Source organism: Nocardia coffeae, from assembly GCF_019890715.1.
GTDB lineage: Bacteria > Actinomycetota > Actinomycetes > Mycobacteriales > Mycobacteriaceae > Nocardia > Nocardia jiangxiensis.
Window position 1 is genome coordinate 697,896 of sequence record NZ_JAINZY010000003.1, and the last position, 19,448, is coordinate 717,343.

Sequence of the window (19,448 nt, forward strand, 5' to 3'; positions counted from 1 at the left end):
CGCCCCACGCGGGTGTCATGGGGAAGGAACGGGTGATGGCCTCCATGGACGATGCGGAACACGACGAATCGGGAGAGTCGGTTCCGCCGGCGCGCGATCGTGGCGAGTCGGGTTTCGGGCCGCCCACGTCCGGATTCGGTCCGCCGGTGGGCGAGTTCGGTCCTCCGGTGGATGCGTTCGGTCCGCCTACCGGTGGCGGGTCGGTGGGATGGCAGCCCGCCGACGGTTCGGATCGTCCGTCCGTGGGGTGGCAGCCCGCCGACGGGTCCGAGCGGCCCAGCCTCGGTTGGCAGCCGGTCGATCAGCCCGCGCCGCCGACGGTGCCCGCGCCGCCGCAGCAGTATCGGGCCCCGGATTCGACCGGTTCTCGAGAGATCGTGCAGCCGCAGCAGTATCGCGCGCCGGATTCGACCGGGTCGCGCGAGATCGTGCAGCCCCAGCAGTATCGTTCGCCCGATTCCACCGGCTCCCAGGAGACGGTGCGGTATTCGGATCAGTCCGGTGGCCGGCAGGGTGGACCGGATACGGGTTCGCGGTGGTCGACCGTGCCGCCCCGGCCCCCCGCCCAGCCCGAGCAGCCGGCCGATCCGCCGAAGTCCCAGTACGGCCAGTCCGGGCAGCCGCGCTCACTGTGGGACGACGACGATCTGGCCAAGAAGCTCGCGGCTCCGCGTGAGCCCAGCGTCGCGGCTCGCGGATCCGGGTCCGGTAAGGGGTCGTCCTCGGGTTCGCTGTGGGACGACGACGATCTGGTTCTGAAGGTGGGCGGTTCCCCGGGCCGCCAGACTTCCGCGCCCACGTCCGACGGGCCGCGCCGCAACCGCGGTGTGCTGATCGGCGGGATCGCCGCGGCGGTCGTCGTGGTGGTGGCGATCGTGGGTGTGATCATCTTCGCGATGCGTGGTCACGGCAGCCCGAATGCCGATCCCACCGCGACGCCGGCCGCGCAGCCCTCGTCCGAGGCAGACGGTGTGGGCTGCCAGGCGTACTCGAACGGGACGACGACCGTCGGTAACGGTCCCGGTGACACCAAGAGCGGGGCCGGGGCGATCCTCGGTTTCGAGCATGCGATCTACACCGATCGCAACGCTCAGAAGGCGTTGAGCTTCGTGATGCCGAACAAGGTCGACGTCGCGCAGCAGGTCATCGATCAGTACCCGGTCGGCACCACGTACTGCCTGCGCATCAACGAGCTGACGACGAACAGCTTCGCCGTGGTGATCACCGAACATCAACCCGGCGGCAAGACGCAGACCTATCAGGAGCTGCTCGATACGCAGAAGGTCGGCGACAAGTTCCTGATCGCCACAGCGCCGCGCTGAGCTGATCTATATCTCACAATCTGAGATATAAATTTCAGATCATGGGTTGTTTGTGCGATGGTGGGTTTATCTTGCCTGCTGTCGGAGGTATTCATGTCGCCTATCACTCCATCGCTGTCGCATCGTCTCGACGGTCTGCAGAGTTCGGCGATTCGTGACCTCTTGAAGCTGACCGAGCGGCCCGACGTCATCGGCCTGGCCGGTGGCCTGCCGGACGAGCAGCTCATGCCGCGCGACCGGATAGCGCTGGCGGCCGAGTCGGCGCTGACCGATCGCTCGCGGTTGCAGTACACCCAGTCGGCGGGCTGGGGACCGCTGCGTGAGGTGCTCGCCGCACGGGAGTCTGCGCGGTTGGGCCGGTCGGTGCCGATCGAGGAGGTGTTCGTCACCCACGGCTCGCAGCAGGCGTTGTCGCTGTTGGGCGAGGTGCTGTTGGATCCCGGTGCGCTGGTCGTTGTCGAGGATCCGGCCTATGTCGGTGCGCTGCAGGTGTTCCGGGCCGCGGGTGCGCGGATCGTGGCGGTTCCGCTGGACCAGGAGGGTATGCGCGTCGACGTGCTGGGCGAACTGCTCGAGCGCGGTGAGCGTCCGGCGGTTGTGCACACGGTCAGCAACTTCCACAATCCGCGCGGGGTGACGATGAGCGTGCGGCGTCGCGCGGAGCTGGCCGCACTCGCCGACCGGTACGGCTTCTGGGTGATCGAGGACGATCCGTACGGTGAGCTGTGGTTCGACGGCCCCTCGCCCGAACCCGTTGCGACCTACTCGCCCAACGTGATTCGCCTGTCCAGTGCGTCGAAGATCCTCGCCCCGTCGCTGCGCGCGGGCTGGATGGTCGCGCCGGACGCGGTCTGTCGTGGTGTGGAGCTGCTCAAGCAGGGGGCGGATCTGTGCGGTTCGGCCCTGACCCAGCAGATCACCGCCGAACTGCTCGCCGACTCGGATTGGCTTGCCGCCCATGTGAACACGGTGCGAAGTAGCTACGGCGAGCGGGCGAAGGCGCTGGTCGGCGCGCTGCGTGAGCGGTTCGGGGATCGTATCGTCAGCACCGACGCGACCGGCGGCATGTTCGTGTGGGCGGCGTTCACGGACGACACCAACACTGCCGAATTGCTCTCGCGCGCAGTCGAACACGGTGTCGCCTACGTCCCGGGATCCGCGTTCGCGGTCGATTCGGACTACCGCGGTGCGATGCGCCTGTGCTTCACCACTTTCGACGCGCCGGTGCTGCGCGAGGCCGTCGACCGGCTCGCGCGAGCTCTCGGCGAGTAGTACGCATCGATCGAATCATTCACTGCTCGAAGAGAATTGGTGTCCGGACCGGACGGCTCGAGCATTGTCGGCCGCTCGGCCGCTCCCATAGTGTCCAATGCGCTCGGGACAGTCGTCGACCGAAGTTCGGGAGGATGTCGAATGATCAGGAAAATGATGGCGGGCGCGGTGCTCGTGGTGGGGCTGGCATCGATGGGGGCGGGCACTGCCTGGGCCGATGATCCGCCGCCGCCCACGACTCCGCTGACCCAGCCCGGAGTTCTTCCGCCGCCGCCGGGCACGCCGCCCGTGCACGGGCCGTGCCAGCCGGGTGTGATCGGCTGCTGAACCCTGTGCCCGGCAGATCCGATCTGCCGGGCACAGTCGTATCTCGATCCGGGATACGAGAACGACCGTCCGCGCTCCGGGTCGTAATGCCCCGTGGTCGGGGCGGTGCACTACTGTGGCCTTCAGCTACCTGCCGGTTACGGGCGGGGTTACGAGCGGTTCGGCATCGGCTGGAGGAGTCGAGGATGACCAAGACATCGCAATCGCAGTCCCTGCCCCCCGGTGACCTGGGGCCCGCTCAGCGCGATGCCGCGTGGGAGCGGTTGGGGCGCGACCATTTCGACGTCGTCGTCATCGGCGGCGGTGTGGTCGGCGCGGGTATCGCGCTGGACGCGGCTACCCGGGGGCTCGAGGTCGCGCTGGTCGAGGCGCGTGATCTGGCTTCGGGGACCTCCAGTCGCTCGTCCAAGATGTTCCACGGCGGGCTGCGGTATCTCGAACAGCTGGACTTCGGTCTGGTGCGCGAGGCGTTGCACGAACGCGAGCTGAGCCTGAAAACCCTTGCGCCGCACCTGGTCAAGCCGCTGCGATTCCTGTATCCGCTGACCCATCGTGTCTGGGAACGGCCGTACGTCGCTTCCGGGCTGGTGCTGTACGACTCCATGGGTGGCGCGAAATCCGTTCCGGGACAACATCATCTGACCCGTTCGGCGGCACTGCGCCTGGCGCCGGGAATTCGGCGGGACGCGCTGATCGGCGGGGTCACCTACTACGACACGGTCGTCGACGACGCCCGGCACACCATGACCGTGGCTCGCACCGCCGCGCACTACGGCGCGGTCATCCGCACCTCCACGCAGGTGGTGGGATTTCTGCGCGAGGCCGATCGGGTGGTCGGGGTGAAGGTGCGCGACAGCGAGGACGGCCGCACCACCCAGGTGCGCGGGCATGTGGTGATCAATGCGACGGGTGTGTGGACCGACGAGATCCAGGCGCTCTCGCGCCAGCGCGGCCGCTTCCATGTGCGCGCCTCGAAGGGGGTGCACATCGTGGTGCCGCGCGATCGGATCACCAGTGACACCGCACTGATTCTGCGGACTCCGACCTCGGTGCTGTTCGTCATCCCGTGGGGTGCGAGCCACTGGATCATCGGCACCACCGACACCGACTGGAATCTCGATCTCGCCCATCCGGCGGCGACCAGGGCCGATATCGCCTATCTGCTCGAGCGGGTGAACGAGGTCCTGGTCACCCCGCTCACCCACGAGGACATCCAGGGCGTCTACGCCGGGCTGCGGCCGCTGCTGGCTGGGGAGAGCGACGAGACCTCCAAGCTCTCGCGCGAACACGCCGTCGCGCGGATCTGTCCGGGGCTGGTGGCCATCGCGGGCGGGAAGTACACCACCTACCGGGTGATGGCGTACGACGCGGTGGAGGCTGCGGCGCAGGACATTCCGCAGCGGGTCTCGCCGTCGATCACCGAGAAGGTGCCGCTGCTGGGTGCGGACGGCTATTTCGCCCTGCTCAACCAGGCCCCGCAGCTGGCGCAGACCTACGATGTGCATCCGTATCGAATCGAGCATCTGCTGAATCGCTACGGCTCGCAGGTCACCGACGTTCTCGATCTCGCCGCCGGCGATCCCGAACTGCTGCAACCGATCACCGAATCTCCGACCTATCTGCGGGTGGAGGCGATCTACGCGGCCACCGCGGAGGGCGCGCTGCACCTGGACGACGTCCTGGCCCGCCGCACCCGGATCTCCATCGAGTACTCCCATCGCGGTGTGGCGTGCGCGCAGGAGGTGGCCGAGTTGGTCGCGCCGGTCCTGGGCTGGAACCCGGAGCGCATCGCGCAGGAGGTCGAGACCTACAACGCCCGGGTGGACGCCGAGATCCGCTCGCAGACCCAGCCCGACGACATCGCGGCCGATGCGTTGCGGGCCGCCGCGCCCGAACCGCGCCCGGAGATCCTCGAGCCGGTCCCGACTGACGGCTGAATTGCCCGCCTGGTGCGGTGTAGGGCCGCGTGATCGGCCGGTATCGATGTGCCGGGGCGGCGGACTTGCCTGCGCGGAATCGGTGGGGAGACGGATCCGAGCGCTCGATGTGGGCGCTGTGGTTCGCTGTCGACGAGCTTCGCGGCAGTCTGCTGAGTCGAGCTGTGCGCTGAGTAGTGTTCGCGCCGAGCGCTATCGGATGTGGTACGGGGAGTGTAGTAACAGGTAGCCCAGAAGCAGCATCACAGCCACCGCGACCAGCGCGTACACCACTTGCAGGGTGACGCGCGCGATGCGCCGGGCGGTTGCTGCGGTCATACGCGACCTGTCTCGTATTTTCCCATCGACTGATGTGTCGTCTGGATCGTACGAGATATTAGCTATTGAGTGGCAAACGCCACTATGTGGTGTACGGGCGCGTCGCGGGGGGAATATCCGAGTCTTCGGCTCACTCCTGGCAGCCGGTGCAGAAGTAGATCCCGCGTTCGCTGTCCGGGCCGTCGCCGATGAGTGTCAGCGTCAGGTCGGTGCCGCAGCGGCGGCACGGTCGGCGATGACGGCGGTAGACGTACGGACGCCAGGGCGGATCGTGTGCGGCGGAGTGCAGGACTCGATGCGCCCGATCGACCAGGGCGGGCAGGTCGGGCACCGAGCCAACCGGGCGTCGTGGGTCGACGCGTTCGATGAAACAGATCTCACTGCGGAAGATATTGCCGATCCCGGCGAGATTGCGCTGGTCGAGCAGGGCCAGGCCGATCGGGCGATCCGGTTCGGCGGCGAGGCGGCGGACCGCCTCGGCCGCATCCCAATTCGGGCCCAGCAGATCCGGGCCCAGCCGGTCCAGGACGGTGTGTTCCTGCTCCCGCCGCAGCGCCTCCACGGTGCCCAGCGCGAAGCCCACGGCTTCGGCCTCGGCGGTGGCGAGGATCAGCCGCGCGGTGAACGCCGGTTTGGTCCAGCGCTGACCCGGTGTGAACACCCGCCACTCACCCTCCATCTTCAGGTGCGTGTGAATGCTGACCGTCGGTGTCCGCACGAACAGATGTTTGCCGTAACTGCCGACCTCCTCGACGGTCTGCCCGGACAGATCCAGCGTCGCATAGCGTGGCACCCGGAAATCGGTGCGCACCAGCATCTTTCCGGCCAACGCCGTACGCAGTCGCGCAGCGGTGCGGAAAACGGTGTCACCCTCGGGCACGATGGCCTCCGGCAGGTGGTCGAGCCGCGCGCAGCGGGACCGGGTGCGTCGGTCCGGGCGGGCTCACGGTCTGCTCCGTAGCCGGAAGCCGCGGGGCGTCGCCGCGAAACCGGCCTCGGTGAGGAAGGTGGCGAAGGTATTGCCGTGCACGGATTCGCCATCCACGCGTTCCACGACCAGTGAGTCGACGTGGCGGTCGCGGACCAGGGCGGCCAGTGCGGCGGCGGCGCGGGTGCGTTGCTGGGGGTCCTCGGTGAAGGTCAGCAGGGTTTTGCCGCCGCGTTCGAGGTAGAGGGTGAGTTCGCCGTCGACGAGGACGACCAGGGCGCCGGCCTTGCGTCCGGGACGATGTCCCGCGCCCTCGGTCGAGCCCTTCGGCCAGGGCAGCGCCGCACCGTAGGGGTTGGCGGGGTCGCAGGCGGCCAGGGCCAGGGCGGTGTCCGAAGTATGGTGCGCGGTTCGGGTTTCGGTGGATCGTTCGGTGTCGAAGGAGCGCAGCCGGTCTACCACGTCGGTCGTGGAGAACTGCGCGCCGCCGAGTGAATCGATGAAATAGCCGCGTCGGCACCGGCCGCGGTCCTCGAATTCGGTGAGTACGCGATACATCAGCGCGAACCCGCCCGGAACCTGTTCGCCCTGAACCGATCCCCGGGTCAGCACCCCGTATCGTTCGAGTAGCAGGTCTGCCGTGGCATGTGCGCGAATCGTATTGTCCGCCAACCGTTCCGGCAGCAACGACCAGCGTCCGGCAACGGTCGGTGGTCCCGTGCGGGACGGCATATTCGCCCGCGGCAGATACGCCCGACCCCGCGGCGTGCGCCGGGGCGCCCGATGCGTGGTGGTGGTGCGCGCGGTCCCCGACAGCAGCGCCCGCACCGGCGCGAACGTGTCACCGGCGACATGCCCGGCCCACACCAGTTCCCACAGCGCTGCCGCAACCGCCGCATCGTCGAGCAGTCCGGTGGCGTCGGAGAGCTGCCGGAAGAAGTACGCCCCGCCGACCGAGGGCAGCACCTGTGCCGGCGTTTCCGGGATGACGGTGGCGCCCAGGGCCATCAGTAGTTGGATCTGGGTTTCGGTGAAGTCGATGTCGTCGGGCGGGGGGAGGGTGAGGGCGGCCTGGTCGGCGGTGTGCAGGGCGATCCAGCCGTCCTTGGCGGTGAGGGAACCGCGGCCGGACCAGATGACCTCGCCGGTGGACATCAGCTCGTCCAACATGGCGGGTGAATAGTCGCGAACCCGGGCGGGGAAGATCAGGGACTCCCAGGCCGAGGCCGGAATCGGTACGCCCGCAAGCTGTTCCACGACCGCGGCCACGCCGTCGACGCCGCGCAGCTGACCGGTGCCCACCTGCTGCCAGGCGGGCAGGAACCGGGCGAACGCGGTGGTCGCGACGGGTTCGATCTCCTTGCGCGCCGCGGCCAGCGAACGCCGCCGCAACCGGCGCAGCACCTGGGTGTCGCACCATTCCGTACCGGCCGAGCCGGGCGTGAATTCACCCTCCACGACCCGCTTTTCGGCGGCGAGCCGATGCAGGGCGGTGGCGGCCACGGCCGGGCCGATGCCGAAGCGGCGAGCCAGCGCCTCGAGCCCGAACGGGCCGTGCGTGCGCGCGTACCGGCCGACCAGATCGCCCAGCGGATCGGCGACCGGTTCGATGAAGGCCGCCGGAACCCCGATCGGCAGTGGCACACCCAGCGCGTCGCGCAGCCGCGCGGCGTCCTCGATCGCCACCCACCACTGCTGCCCGGCAAAGGAAACCGTCAGGGCGCGACGGGCTTCGGCGAGTTCGGCGAACCACGGCTCGGGATCGGCGGTGCACCGCTGCGCCGCCTCGGCCGGGGTGAGCGGGCCCAGCAGACGCAGCAGATCCGCCAGTGCCTCGGCATCGCGGGCGTGCCGCTCGGGGACCAGGCGCTGTAGTTCGCTTTCGGTGAGTTCGAGTATCGCGGCGTCGAGCAACTCGCGCAGTTCCACCCGCCCGAGCAGTTCGGCCAGTAGTCCGGAGTCCAGTGACAGGGCCGCGGCACGCCGTTCGGCCAGCGGGCTGTCGCCCTCGTACATGAACTGGGCGATGTAGTCGAACAGCAGAGCATTCGCGAACGGCGAGGGGGTGGCGGTCTCGACCTCGATCAGTCGCAGCTTGCGGTGGGCGATCCCGGTCTGCAACTCGCGCAGCGAGGTCAGATCGTAGACGTCCTGCAGACATTCGCGCGCGGTCTCCAGCAGCATCGGGAAATCCGGGAACTTGCGCGCCACATCCAGCAGTTGCGCCGCGCGCTGACGTTGCTGCCACAGCGGAGCGCGGCGGCCCGGATCGCGGCGCGGCAGCAGCAGCGCCCGCGCCGCGCACTCCCGGAACCGCGACGCGAACAGTGCCGAGCCGCCGACCTGTTCGGTCACCACGTCATCGATCTCGTCCGGTTCGAAGACGAACAGATCCGCACCCGGCGGGTCGTCGGTGGTGTCGGGCAGGCGCACCACGATCCCGTCGTCCGAGGCCTGCGGTGCGGCGTCCACCCCGAAACGTTCACGCAACCGCGCCCCCACCGCCAGCGCCCACGGCGCGTGCACCGGCAACCCGTATGGCGAATGCAACACCACCCGCCAGTCGCCGAGTTCGTCGCGGAATCGCTCCACCAGCAACGTCCGGTCGGTCGGCAGATGCCCCGTCGCGGATCGCTGATCCCGCAGCAGCGCAACCAGATTGGCAGTCGCGAAATCGTCGAGCCCGGCGGCGTGCACGATGGTTCCGAGGTCGTCGAGATCGGTGACGCCGCTGCTCCTGCGCCGGGACGAGCGGCTTGCCTCGCCGCCTGCCGCCTTGGCGTGCCCGGGATGCGAACCCGCCGATCCGCTGTTGTCCGGTGCTGTCGCGCGCCGCGATGATCGGCCGGACGATATGGATTCGACGGAACCTGTGTTTCCGGACCGGTGCTCAGCGGCAGCGCCATCGGATGGCGACAGCTCCGAGGAACGCGGGTCTGTGGCGGAACCGGACCGTGCGGCAGACCCAGGTGCCTGGGTGGTCGACTCCGGGGACGGGGAATAGATCGGGCCGGGTGATGCCGCCGCGCCGAGTAGTGCGTCGATCCTGGCCGCGGGCGCGCGTTCGATCGCCTGACCGGCCGTGCGCACGAATTCCCCCAGGGCAGTGCCCAGTTCGGCCGGACGACCCAGGGAGTCGCCGTGCCAGAACGGGAGTCGGCCGGGCAGGCCGAAGGCGGGGGTGACCAGGACGCGGTCGTGGGTGATCTCCTCGATGCGCCAGCTGGTCGCGCCGAGGGCGAAGACGTCGCCGACCCGGGACTCGTAGACCATCTCCTCGTCGAGCTCGCCGACCCGAGATGCCTTCTCGCCCACCATGAACACCGGGAACAGGCCGCGGTCCGGAATCGCGCCGCCGGAGGTGACCGCCAGCCGCTGTGCTCCCGGACGTCCGGTCAGCGTGCCCGCATCGCGGTCCCACACCACCCGCGGGCGCAGCTCGGCGAACTCATCGGACGGGTAGCGCCCGGACAGCAGATCCAGCACCGATTCGTAGGCCGAACGTGGCAGTGTCGCATAGCTTCCCGTGCTGCGGACGATGTCGAACCAGGTGTCGGCGTCGATCGGGTCCAGGGCGCAGGCCGCGACGGTCTGCTGGGCCAGAATGTCGAGCGGATGCGCGGGAATCCGCAGGTGTTCGATCTGCCCGGCCGTCATCCGCATCGAGGCGACCGCGCAGTGGATCACGTCGGTGCGATGTTTGGGGAAGATGACGCCGCGGGAGATCTCGCCGACCTGATGTCCGGCGCGCCCGACCCGCTGCAGGCCGCTGGCCACCGAGGGCGGCGCCTCCACCTGCACGACCAGATCGACCGCGCCCATATCGATGCCGAGTTCGAGACTGCTCGTCGCGACCACGCAGCGCAGCCGACCGGTCTTGAGGTCGTCCTCGATGATGGCGCGCTGCTCCTTGCTCACCGACCCGTGATGCGCGCGGGCCAGCAGCGACGCGCTGCCGTGATTGACATCCGAGGTCGCGCCCACCAGGGCGGGAGTGCGCGTGGCGGGCTCCGGTGTTTCGGGTGCGGCCCCGAGGTTCTCGCTATCGGCACCGATTCGTTCGGCATATGTCTCGTTCAACCGGGCGGTGAGTCGTTCGGCCAGCCGTCGCGAATTCGCGAACACGATCGAGGACCGATGTGCCAGAACGAGATCCACGATGGCCGAATCGACGTGCGGCCAGATCGAACCGGCTTGCTCCGAATCGCCGGACGGATCCGGCTCGGTCATATCCGCCACCGGTACCCGCACCGACAGGTCGAAGGTCTTCGGTGCGGGCGGGGCGACGATGGTGATCGGTGCGCGCCCGACCAGGAAACGCCCGATCTCCTCCGGCGGCCGGACGGTGGCGGACAGCCCGATCCGCTGCGCGGGCCGCTCGGTCAGCCCGTCCAGCCGGGCCAGTGAAAGTGCCAGGTGTGCACCGCGTTTGGAGCCCGCGATGGCGTGCACCTCGTCCACGATGACGGTGTGCACCGCACGCAACGTCTCGCGCGCGGCCGAGGTGAGCATCAGGAACAGCGATTCGGGCGTGGTGATCAGAATGTCCGGCGGGGTGCGCTGCAACGATCGCCGCGCGGCCGCGGTGGTGTCGCCCGAGCGAACCCCGACGCTGATCTCCGGCGCGGGCAACCCCAGCCGCTTGGCGGTCTGCGTGACCCCGACCAGCGGTGACCGCAGATTGCGCTCCACGTCCACCGCCAACGCCTTGAGCGGTGAGATGTAGAGCACGCTGGTGCCGCGCGTCTTCTCCGCCTCCGCCGACCGCCCCGCGAGCTGATCGATCGCCCACAGGAATGCCGACAGCGTCTTCCCGGACCCGGTCGGCGCGATGACCAGCGTGTGCTCCCCGGCGGCAATCGCCTGCCACGCACCCAGCTGAGCGGCCGTCGGCGCGGGAAACGCACCGTCGAACCACTCCTGCGTGGGTCGGGAGAACTGGTCCATGCGCATCAGTCTGCACCCCGCCACCGACACGATTCACCGATCGCATGCGGAACGGGTGCGAATGGTTACACCCGGGTTCACCCGAACTCGATGCCCTGCGCCAGGGGTAGTTCGGTGGAGTAGTTGATCGTGTTCGTGGCCCGGCGCATGTACGCCTTCCAGGAGTCCGAGCCCGATTCGCGGCCGCCGCCGGTCTGTTTCTCGCCGCCGAACGCGCCGCCGATCTCCGCGCCGGAGGTGCCGATGTTGACGTTGGCGATGCCGCAGTCGGAGCCGTCGGCGGCGAGGAATCGTTCCGCTTCGCGCTGGTCGCGGGTGAACACCGCGGAGGACAGGCCCTGCGGAACCTGGTTGTGCAGGGCGATCGCGTCGTCGAAATCGTCGTAGGTGAGTACGTACAGGATGGGGGCGAAGGTCTCCTCGCGCACCACCTCGGTCTGTGCGGGCATGCGCACGACGGCGGGGCGCACATAGTAGGACTCCTCGCCGCCGACCATGACACGCTCACCGCCGCACAGCAATTCACCGCCGTCGGCGAGTGCGCGAGCCAGTGCGTCCTGCATCGAGGTATAGGCCCGGCCGTTGATCAGCGGGCCGACCAGCACCCCGTCCTCGAGCGGATCACCCACGCGCAGTTGGTGATACGCGCCGCACAGCCGGTCGGTCAGCGCCTCGGCGACGTCCGCGTGCGCGATCACTCGCCGCAATGTGGTGCACCGTTGTCCCGCAGTGCCCGCTGCGGCGAAAACCACACCGCGCGTCGTCAATTCGAGATCCGCCGAGGGGGTGACGATCGCCGCGTTGTTACCGCCCAGCTCCAGCAGGCAGCGCCCGAACCGGGCCGCCACCCGCGGCCCCACCGTGCGGCCCATCCGCACCGATCCGGTCGCGCTGACCAGTGCGACCCGCTCGTCGTCCACCAGGCGTTCCCCGACATCGGCGGCCCCCTGGATCAGCTGATGGATCTCCGGATCCGCGCCCACGTCGACGGCCGCGCGCCGTACCAGCGCGTGACAGGCCAGTGCCGTCAACGGGGTTGTCTCCGAAGGCTTCCAGACCACGGTGTCACCGCAGACCAGCGCGATCGCGGTGTTCCACGACCAGACCGCCACCGGAAAGTTGAACGCGGACAGCACACCGACCACGCCGAGTGGATGCCAGGTCTCCATGAGCCGGTGGCCGGGACGTTCCGATGACATGGTGCGCCCGTACAGCTGACGCGAGAGTCCGAGCGCGAATTCGCAGACGTCGATCATCTCCTGCACCTCGCCGCGCGCCTCCGCGCCGATCTTGCCCGCCTCCAGGGTGACCAGTTCACCCAGCTCGTGCAGATGCTCGTGCAACAACTCGCCGAGTCGTCGCACCACCGCGGCCCGCTGTGGTGCGGGTACGGTGCGCCAGGTGTGAAATGCGTTGGCGGCCTTCGTAATCGCGGCATCGACCGCCGCATCGTCACTCGGCGCGAGAGTGGTGAGCGTCCCGCCGGTGATCGGGGTGCGCGCCACCAGTGAACCGGGCGCGGGCGGGGTGACGCCCATGCTCAGCAGGAGTCCTTCGGCGCGCGTGGCCGGGTCGCCGACGACGGTTGCGGCACGTGTCATGGGTACCTCCGTAGGGTGCGGGTGTTCCGGCGGCGGCCGCGGTTCCGACCACGAGTCCGAATCACTGCGTTAGCCTTCGCTGATGGCGGATGCACCAGCGAAATCTGTTCTGGACGAGATCGATCGACTATTGATCCGCGAGCTGACCGAGGACGGCCGCGCCACGCTGTCCAACCTTGCGGAGAAGGCGAACCTCTCGGTGTCCGCGGTGCAGTCGAGGGTGCGCCGGCTCGAGGCGCGGGGTGTGATCCAGGGATACACCGCCAAGATCGATCCGGAGGCATTGGGGCAACTGCTGTCGGCATTCGTCGCGATCACTCCTCTCGACCCGTCCCAGCCCGATGACGCCCCGGCCCTGCTGCGGCACGTCCCGGGTATCGAGGCGTGCCATTCGGTGGCGGGCGAGGAGAGCTACGTCCTGCTGGTGCGGGTGGCCTCGCCCCGGCATCTGGAGCAGTTGTTGCAGGAGATCCGCGCGACGGCCAACGTTCGGACACGAAGCACCATCATTCTGCAGACATTCTATGACAGATGATGTCTGATCGTAACTTGTACGGAATTACGTAGAGAAAGCGTAAAAATTTACGTAACCTTGAGGGGTGACCCTAGAAATGGAGCGCCCCGGGGTGGTTGCTGACGCGCCGCTGGTCACCCCCGAAAGGGTGCATGAGATCCTGCGCGCGAACATCCTGGCCGACGGGTTCGACCTGGTCCTGGATCCGGTCCGATCGCACGGCCGTCGACTCGTCGACGCCCGCGACGGCACGTCCTACCTGGACATGTTCGGCTTCTTCGCCTCCTCGGCCCTGGGGATGAACCACCCCGCCCTGGTCGAGGACGAACGTTTCCGGGCCGAACTGCTCACCGCCGCGATGAACAAACCCAGCAACTCCGATATCTACACCGTCGAGATGGCCCGTTTCGTGGACACTTTCGCCCGCGTACTCGGCGATCCCGCACTGCCGCACCTGTTCTTCGTCGACGGCGGTGCGCTCGCGGTGGAGAACGCGCTCAAGGCGGCCTTCGACTGGAAGAGCCGGCACAACGAAATACACGGGCGCGCACCGTATCTCGGTACGCAGGTGCTGCATCTGACCGGAGCGTTCCACGGACGCACGGGCTACACGATGTCGCTGACCAACACCGATCCGATCAAGATCGCCCGCTTCCCGAAATTCGCGTGGCCCCGCATCGACACCCCGTATCTGGCCCACGACGTCGACATCGAGGCCGCCGAGGCGCACGCCCTGGCACAGGCGCGCGCCGCCTTCACCGAGAATCCGCACGACATCGCCTGTTTCCTGGCCGAACCGATCCAGGGCGAGGGTGGCGACCGGCACATGCGGCCCGGGTTCCTACGGGCGATGCAGGCGATGTGCCGCGAATTCGACGCGCTGTTCGTCCTGGACGAGGTGCAGACCGGCGTCGCGGCCACCGGAACCCGTTGGGCGTACGAACAACTCGGCCTGACCCCCGACATCGTCGCCTTCGGTAAGAAGACCCAGGTCTGCGGCATCATGGCGGGCGGTCGCATCGATGAGGTCCCGGACAACGTCTTCGCGCTGAGTTCGCGACTGAACTCCACCTGGGGCGGCAATCTCGCCGACATGGTGCGCGCGCGGCGCATCCTCGAGGTGATCGAGCGCGACGCCCTGGCCGACCGCGCGGCCGGCCTCGGCGCCCATCTGCTCGACCGGCTCGTCGCACTGGCCGAGCGTCATCCGCGAGTGAGCGATCCGCGCGGCCGCGGACTGCTGTGCGCGATCACGCTGACCGCGGCCGATCTGCGCGATGCCGTCGTCACACAACTGCGCGAAGTCGAGCGCGTCCTGCTGCTGGGCACCGGCGAACGCGGCATCCGATTCCGCCCGGCCCTGACCGTCACCGAGGACGAACTGGACAGTGCCGTCGACGCCATCGATCGAGTGCTGAGCTGAATTACGTATGCTGAACGGTTGCCGGACCTACCGACCGTCCGGTGGCGTCCGCGGCGCGGAGATTGTGACTTTTTTCAGTGTTCCCGAGGCGGTTTCTGATCTCTCTCACCGCATTTCATCAGGTGTTTTCAACTGGCGAACAGTCAATAAGGGTACCCATCAGTAGCCCATACTGGAATTCCGTGCGGCACCGGTACTGGCTACACTCCGGGACATGACGAGTGTCCAGCAGCAGCCAACGCCGGGGTCGGCGGGCGCCCCTGATATCCACACCACGGCTGGCAAGCTGGCTGATCTGCGTAATCGACTGGAAGAGGCCAAGCACCCGATGGGTGAGGCCGCCGTGGACAAGGTGCACGCCAAGGGCAAGATGACCGCCCGCGAGCGCATCCTCGCCCTGCTCGACGAGGGCTCGTTCGTCGAGATGGACGCACTGGCCCGGCACCGCAGCGTCAACTTCGGCCTGGAGAACAACCGCCCGCTAGGTGACGGCGTGGTGACCGGCTACGGCACCATCGACGGCCGCGACGTGTGCATCTTCTCCCAGGACGTCACCGTCTTCGGCGGCTCGCTCGGCGAGGTCTACGGCGAGAAGATCGTCAAGGTCATGGACCTGGCGATCAAGACCGGCCGTCCGCTGATCGGCATCAACGACGGCGCGGGCGCGCGCATCCAGGAGGGCGTGGTCTCGCTCGGCCTGTACGGCGAGATCTTCCACCGCAACATCCAGGCGTCGGGCGTCATCCCGCAGATCTCGCTGATCATGGGTGCGGCCGCGGGCGGGCACGTGTACTCCCCGGCCCTGACCGACTTCGTGGTCATGGTCGATCAGACCAGCCAGATGTTCATCACCGGCCCCGACGTGATCAAGACCGTCACCGGTGAAGAGGTCACCATGGAGGAGCTGGGCGGCGCCCACACCCACATGGTGAAGTCGGGTACCGCGCACTACGTCGCCTCGGGCGAGCAGGACGCGCTGGACTACGTCAAGGATCTGCTGAGCTACCTGCCCAGCAACAACCGCGCCGAGGCCCCGCGTTTCGCGGCCACCGACCCGGTCGACGGTGCGATCGAGGATTCGCTGACCGAGGAGGACATCGAGCTCGACACGCTCGTGCCGGACTCCCCGAACCAGCCGTACGACATGCACGAGGTGATCCGTCGCCTGGTCGACGACGACGAATTCCTCGAGGTGCAGGCCGAGCGCGCGCAGAACGTCATCATCGGGTTCGCCCGGATCGACGGCCGCAGCGTCGGTTTCGTGGCGAACCAGCCGACCTTCTTCGCCGGCTGCCTGGACATCGACGCCTCGGAGAAGGCCGCGCGTTTCGTGCGCACCTGCGACGCGTTCAACATTCCGATCATCACCCTGGTCGACGTCCCGGGCTTCCTGCCGGGAACCGATCAGGAGTACAACGGCATCATCCGCCGCGGCGCCAAGCTGCTGTACGCGTACGGCGAGGCCACGGTCGGCAAGATCACCGTCATCACCCGCAAGGCGTACGGCGGCGCGTACGACGTGATGGGCTCCAAGCACATGGGCGCCGACGTCAACCTGGCGTGGCCGACCGCGCAGATCGCGGTCATGGGCGCCTCGGGTGCGGTCGGTTTCGTCTACCGCAAGAAGCTGCAGCAGGCCGCCGCCGAGGGGGCCGATGTGGACGCGCTGCGCCTCGAGCTGCAGAACGAGTACGAGGACACGCTGGTGAACCCGTACGTGGCCGCCGAGCGTGGGTACGTCGACGCGGTCATTCCGCCCTCGCACACCCGCGGTCAAATTGTTTCGGCGCTGCGACTGCTGGAGCGGAAGATGGTTGCTCTGCCGCCGAAAAAGCACGGCAACATTCCGCTCTGATCAGACGATATGTCCAGTGCGGGGCGCACACTTGCTGTGAGACGTCCTACACTCGCCGCGCGAGCGGCTCATCCGAGCAAAGATGGAAGAGAACGGCCCTCACCTAGTCGAGAGCCGCAACGAATACCGTTCGAGGGCTCCGGAGACACTCCGGCCCCCGGACGCCGGGCCTCTCCGGGGCCGGGCAAGGAATACAGGAGGAGCTGGCGCTGTGACGGCTGTGGCTGATGAAGAGGTCCTTCGCGCCGCCGAATTGGCTCTGTCGGTCGACGAGGTCGTCGGCACGGTGGAGCCGGTGGTGGCCGAGTCCGAATCGAATGCGGGACCGGACATCCGGATCCTGAAGGGCTCGCCGACCGACGCGGAGCTGGCTGCTCTGGTGTGCGTATTCGCCGCCGCCGCGGCGAGCGCCGCCTCCGCCGCGCCCGCACAGTCCGGGCCGGTGGACCTGTGGGGCAAGCCGACCATGATGCACCGTGGCGCGATGCCGTTCTCGCCGTACGCCTTCCCCTTCCTGTCGCACCTGCGCGACTGACGTGACGGGATTCGTACTCGGGTCGGCCTCGCCCGCCCGGCTACAGGTGTTGCGCTCGGCGGGCCTGGACCCGATGGTGCGGGTCTCCCACGTCGACGAGGACGCCGTGGCGGCAGCCCTGCCCGCCGGTACCGCCCCCGAGGGCGTGGTCTGCGCTCTCGCGCGGGCCAAGGCCGAGGCGGTGGCTGCCGCGCTGATCGCCGAAGATGCCGATGTCGTCGCCGACTGCGTTGTCGTCGGCTGTGATTCGATGCTGTTGGTCGACGGCGAGTTGCAGGGCAAACCACTGACTCCCGAGGTGGCGCTGCGGCGCTGGGCCGTGATGGCCGGGCGCAGTGCCGATCTGCTGACCGGGCACTGCGTACTGCGGGTGCGCCAGGCGCGGATCGTCGCGGAAGCGGCGGACTGCACCGGCACCACCGTGCATTTCGCCGAGCCGGCGGCCGCCGAACTGGACGCCTACATCGCCACCGGGGAGCCGTTGCAGGTGGCGGGGGCGTTCACCCTGGACGGGCGCGGCGGCTGGTTCGTGCATCGCATCGATGGCGATCCGTCCAGCGTCATCGGAATCGGGCTACCGCTGGTTCGTCGACTGCTGGGTGACGTGGGTGTCGCCGTGACGCAGCTGTGGGTCGACGGGGCGCAGTTGCGGGCCGACGCGGCTCGCTGACTGGACCGCGGTGGCGATCCGCGGCTCGGTCGCACCCGCCGGTGCGTCGGGCATCGCGGCGGGATCGGGCACCAGCGAGTCCTTCACCGCCTCCAGGCGGGCCACACACAGTTCCGGCCCCACGAAGGGGTGCAGTCGCACGTTCACCGTGTCGTGTGCGCCGTTGCGGTCCAGCGCCTCACGCAACAGGCCCATGTGCACTCCGCACACCACCTCCGAATGGGTGCGGGCCAGTTCTCGCAGCGGGCAGCCGGTCATCCGGATCAGCGCCTGCTCGTCGGGTTCGGGACCGGGCTCGCGCTCGGGTGCGAAGCCGAGTTCGGACATCGCGGTGACGATCAGGTTCCGGGCGTCCTCGAGACTCTCGATCGGCTGCTCGAGTGTCTCCAACTTCGCACCCCAGGCGCGTCCGGCGGCCATGGCGGCTTCGGTGCGACGGCGTGGATCACTGCCGAGCTGATCGGCGAGCACCTGGGCGAGATCCTGGTAACCGACCGATCGCTGGACGGCGCTGTACCCGATCCGCGGGCGGCCGCGGCCCCGCGGCGGCTGCTGGAACTGCCGTACCAGCGACTCGCGCGTGAGCACGTCGAGGTGGAATCGGACGGTCGTGACGTGCTGGCCGGTGACTCTGGCCAGTTGCTGGGCATCGAGAGGCTCGCTGGCGCCGCGTAGTATCGCGAGCAGACGCCGTCGCGGCCAAGAATCGGACATAGCTCACCCCTCCTCCCGGGAGACTTTATCGGATGAGGCTGCGACTTATTCGCTCATTCATCCGATTCGCGACTGGGAGACCAGTTGTTGTAAGGCTTCGCGCTTACCATCGGAACGGAACCGCTCGACCACCGTCTATCACGCCTGAAGGACCAACCACCGTGCCCGTCGCCTCGGACCCTCATCCTTCGTTCGGCTCTCACGCACACCCTCGCCGACTGGTAACCACGGAGTGGCTGTCGGCAAACATCGGTGCGCCAGGGCTCAAGATCGTCGAGTCCGACGACGACGTTCTGCTCTACGACATCGGGCACGTGCCAGGTGCCATCAAGATCGACTGGCGCGCCGAGCTTACCGATCCGCTGACCCGAGACGTCGTGGACGGCGTGCGTTTCGCCGAACTGATGCGGGCGAAGGGTATTTTGCGTGAAGATACCGTGGTTGTCTACGGCGACAAGGGCAACGGCACGGCCGCGGCCACGGTGTGGGTCTTCGCCCTGTTCGGCCACGCGGATGTGCGCCTGCTGGACGGCGGGCGCGACGCCTGGATCTCCGAGGCGCGCGACACCACCTTCGAGGTGCCGGTGGCAGGCCTGAACGACTATCCGGTCGTGGAGCGGGACGACAGTCGCGCGCGGGCCTTCCTGGACGATGTGCGCGGACATCTGGGCCGCCCGCTGATCGATGTCCGCACCGCCGAGGAGTACTCCGGCGAACTCGATCGGATTCGCGACCGCCCGGACGAACAGACGCTGCGCGCCGGCCACATCCCCACGGCGGTGAGCATTCCGTGGAACTCGGCCGTCGGCGCGGACGGGCGGTTCCGGTCCCGCGCGGAGCTGGATCAAATCTATGCGGACATCCCGGCCGACGAGGAGACGATCGTCTACTGCCGGATCGGCGAGCGGGCCGCGCACACCTGGTTCGTGCTCACGTTTCTGCTCGGGTCCGCGGATGTGCGAAACTACGACGGCTCGTGGACCGAATGGGGGAATTCCGTCCGCACGCCCATTGTCAAGGGGGCTGCACCGGGGCAGGTCGCATCGGTGCCGGGTACGGCCGTGGCGCCCGGGATCCGATGACCC

15 protein-coding genes are annotated in these 19,448 nt (G+C 68.2%); 10 read left to right on the forward strand and 5 right to left on the reverse strand.

The window, feature by feature from the left end; all coding sequences use genetic code 11:
- Nucleotides 1-35 precede the first annotated feature (35 nt).
- The 4 genes from K7711_RS16620 (at nucleotide 36) to glpD (ending at nucleotide 4,858) form a co-directional block, all read left to right on the forward strand.
- Nucleotides 36-1,322 (forward strand): DUF8176 domain-containing protein, encoded by a 1,287-nt coding sequence (locus tag K7711_RS16620; protein WP_222970288.1) that lies wholly within the window; start codon nucleotides 36-38, stop codon nucleotides 1,320-1,322.
- 93 nt (nucleotides 1,323-1,415) lie between these two features.
- Nucleotides 1,416-2,594 (forward strand): aminotransferase-like domain-containing protein, encoded by a 1,179-nt coding sequence (locus K7711_RS16625; protein ID WP_222970289.1) that lies wholly within the window; start codon nucleotides 1,416-1,418, stop codon nucleotides 2,592-2,594.
- A gap of 141 nt (nucleotides 2,595-2,735) precedes the next feature.
- On the forward strand, nucleotides 2,736-2,921 hold the full coding sequence (locus K7711_RS16630; protein ID WP_222970290.1) for a hypothetical protein: 186 nt from the start codon (nucleotides 2,736-2,738) through the stop codon (nucleotides 2,919-2,921).
- A 185-nt stretch (nucleotides 2,922-3,106) separates the two neighbouring features.
- Nucleotides 3,107-4,858 (forward strand): glycerol-3-phosphate dehydrogenase, encoded by a 1,752-nt coding sequence (glpD, locus tag K7711_RS16635; RefSeq protein WP_222970291.1) that lies wholly within the window; start codon nucleotides 3,107-3,109, stop codon nucleotides 4,856-4,858.
- A 192-nt stretch (nucleotides 4,859-5,050) separates the two neighbouring features.
- Here the strand turns inward: glpD and K7711_RS48430 are convergent, their stop codons facing one another.
- The 4 genes from K7711_RS48430 to amaB all read right to left on the reverse strand — a co-directional run bounded on the left by K7711_RS48430 (nucleotide 5,051) and on the right by amaB (nucleotide 12,652).
- Nucleotides 5,051-5,176, reverse strand: a complete 126-nt coding sequence (locus K7711_RS48430; protein WP_268929298.1) for a hypothetical protein — start codon at nucleotides 5,174-5,176, stop codon at nucleotides 5,051-5,053.
- Between the two features lie 130 nt (nucleotides 5,177-5,306).
- Nucleotides 5,307-6,056: a DNA-formamidopyrimidine glycosylase family protein gene (locus K7711_RS16640; protein ID WP_222970292.1), complete on the reverse strand. Its 750-nt coding sequence runs from the start codon at nucleotides 6,054-6,056 to the stop codon at nucleotides 5,307-5,309.
- Between the two features lie 63 nt (nucleotides 6,057-6,119).
- Nucleotides 6,120-11,051 carry an Lhr family ATP-dependent helicase gene (locus K7711_RS47620; RefSeq protein WP_235747226.1) on the reverse strand — a complete coding sequence of 1,644 codons (4,932 nt, stop codon included), beginning with the start codon at nucleotides 11,049-11,051 and terminating at the stop codon, nucleotides 6,120-6,122.
- 77 nt (nucleotides 11,052-11,128) lie between these two features.
- Nucleotides 11,129-12,652 (reverse strand): L-piperidine-6-carboxylate dehydrogenase, encoded by a 1,524-nt coding sequence (gene amaB, locus K7711_RS16655; protein ID WP_222970293.1) that lies wholly within the window; start codon nucleotides 12,650-12,652, stop codon nucleotides 11,129-11,131.
- 82 nt (nucleotides 12,653-12,734) lie between these two features.
- On the opposite strand from amaB, the gene K7711_RS16660 reads away from it, so the two are divergent.
- The 5 genes from K7711_RS16660 (at nucleotide 12,735) to K7711_RS16680 (ending at nucleotide 17,649) form a co-directional block, all read left to right on the forward strand.
- On the forward strand, nucleotides 12,735-13,187 hold the full coding sequence (locus K7711_RS16660) for an Lrp/AsnC family transcriptional regulator (protein ID WP_222970294.1): 453 nt from the start codon (nucleotides 12,735-12,737) through the stop codon (nucleotides 13,185-13,187).
- A gap of 76 nt (nucleotides 13,188-13,263) precedes the next feature.
- The gene (lat, locus tag K7711_RS16665; RefSeq protein ID WP_222970390.1) at nucleotides 13,264-14,589 is read left to right on the forward strand and encodes an L-lysine 6-transaminase; all 1,326 of its coding nucleotides are present in this window, start codon (nucleotides 13,264-13,266) and stop codon (nucleotides 14,587-14,589) included.
- Nucleotides 14,590-14,803: 214 nt separating this feature from the next.
- Nucleotides 14,804-16,444, forward strand: a complete 1,641-nt coding sequence (locus K7711_RS16670) for an acyl-CoA carboxylase subunit beta (protein ID WP_222970295.1) — start codon at nucleotides 14,804-14,806, stop codon at nucleotides 16,442-16,444.
- Nucleotides 16,445-16,655: 211 nt separating this feature from the next.
- Nucleotides 16,656-16,979 carry an acyl-CoA carboxylase subunit epsilon gene (locus K7711_RS16675; protein ID WP_222970296.1) on the forward strand — a complete coding sequence of 108 codons (324 nt, stop codon included), beginning with the start codon at nucleotides 16,656-16,658 and terminating at the stop codon, nucleotides 16,977-16,979.
- Nucleotide 16,980: 1 nt separating this feature from the next.
- Nucleotides 16,981-17,649 (forward strand): Maf family nucleotide pyrophosphatase, encoded by a 669-nt coding sequence (locus K7711_RS16680; protein WP_222970297.1) that lies wholly within the window; start codon nucleotides 16,981-16,983, stop codon nucleotides 17,647-17,649.
- Here the strand turns inward: K7711_RS16680 and K7711_RS16685 are convergent.
- On the reverse strand, nucleotides 17,554-18,363 hold the full coding sequence (locus K7711_RS16685; protein WP_222970298.1) for a helix-turn-helix transcriptional regulator: 810 nt from the start codon (nucleotides 18,361-18,363) through the stop codon (nucleotides 17,554-17,556). The genes K7711_RS16680 and K7711_RS16685 overlap by 96 nt on opposite strands.
- Nucleotides 18,364-18,524: 161 nt before the next feature.
- On the opposite strand from K7711_RS16685, the gene K7711_RS16690 reads away from it, so the two are divergent.
- Complete coding sequence (locus tag K7711_RS16690; RefSeq protein ID WP_222970299.1) at nucleotides 18,525-19,445, forward strand: sulfurtransferase; 921 nt, start codon at nucleotides 18,525-18,527, stop codon at nucleotides 19,443-19,445.
- The last annotated feature ends 3 nt before the right edge of the window (nucleotides 19,446-19,448 follow it).

Bases quoted from the DNA above. Each gene is read 5' to 3' on its own strand.
- K7711_RS16620 (WP_222970288.1), top strand. From the start codon at position 36: ATGGCCTCCATGGACGATGCGGAACACGACGAATCGGGAGAGTCGGTT.
- glpD (WP_222970291.1), top strand. From the start codon at position 3,107: ATGACCAAGACATCGCAATCGCAGTCCCTGCCCCCCGGTGACCTGGGG.
- K7711_RS48430 (WP_268929298.1), bottom strand. From the start codon at position 5,176: ATGACCGCAGCAACCGCCCGGCGCATCGCGCGCGTCACCCTGCAAGTG.
- K7711_RS16630 (WP_222970290.1), top strand. From the start codon at position 2,736: ATGATCAGGAAAATGATGGCGGGCGCGGTGCTCGTGGTGGGGCTGGCA.
- K7711_RS16625 (WP_222970289.1), top strand. From the start codon at position 1,416: ATGTCGCCTATCACTCCATCGCTGTCGCATCGTCTCGACGGTCTGCAG.
- K7711_RS16670 (WP_222970295.1), top strand. From the start codon at position 14,804: ATGACGAGTGTCCAGCAGCAGCCAACGCCGGGGTCGGCGGGCGCCCCT.
- K7711_RS16660 (WP_222970294.1), top strand. From the start codon at position 12,735: ATGGCGGATGCACCAGCGAAATCTGTTCTGGACGAGATCGATCGACTA.
- K7711_RS16685 (WP_222970298.1), bottom strand. From the start codon at position 18,363: ATGTCCGATTCTTGGCCGCGACGGCGTCTGCTCGCGATACTACGCGGC.
- amaB (WP_222970293.1), bottom strand. From the start codon at position 12,652: ATGACACGTGCCGCAACCGTCGTCGGCGACCCGGCCACGCGCGCCGAA.
- lat (WP_222970390.1), top strand. From the start codon at position 13,264: ATGGAGCGCCCCGGGGTGGTTGCTGACGCGCCGCTGGTCACCCCCGAA.
- K7711_RS47620 (WP_235747226.1), bottom strand. From the start codon at position 11,051: ATGGACCAGTTCTCCCGACCCACGCAGGAGTGGTTCGACGGTGCGTTT.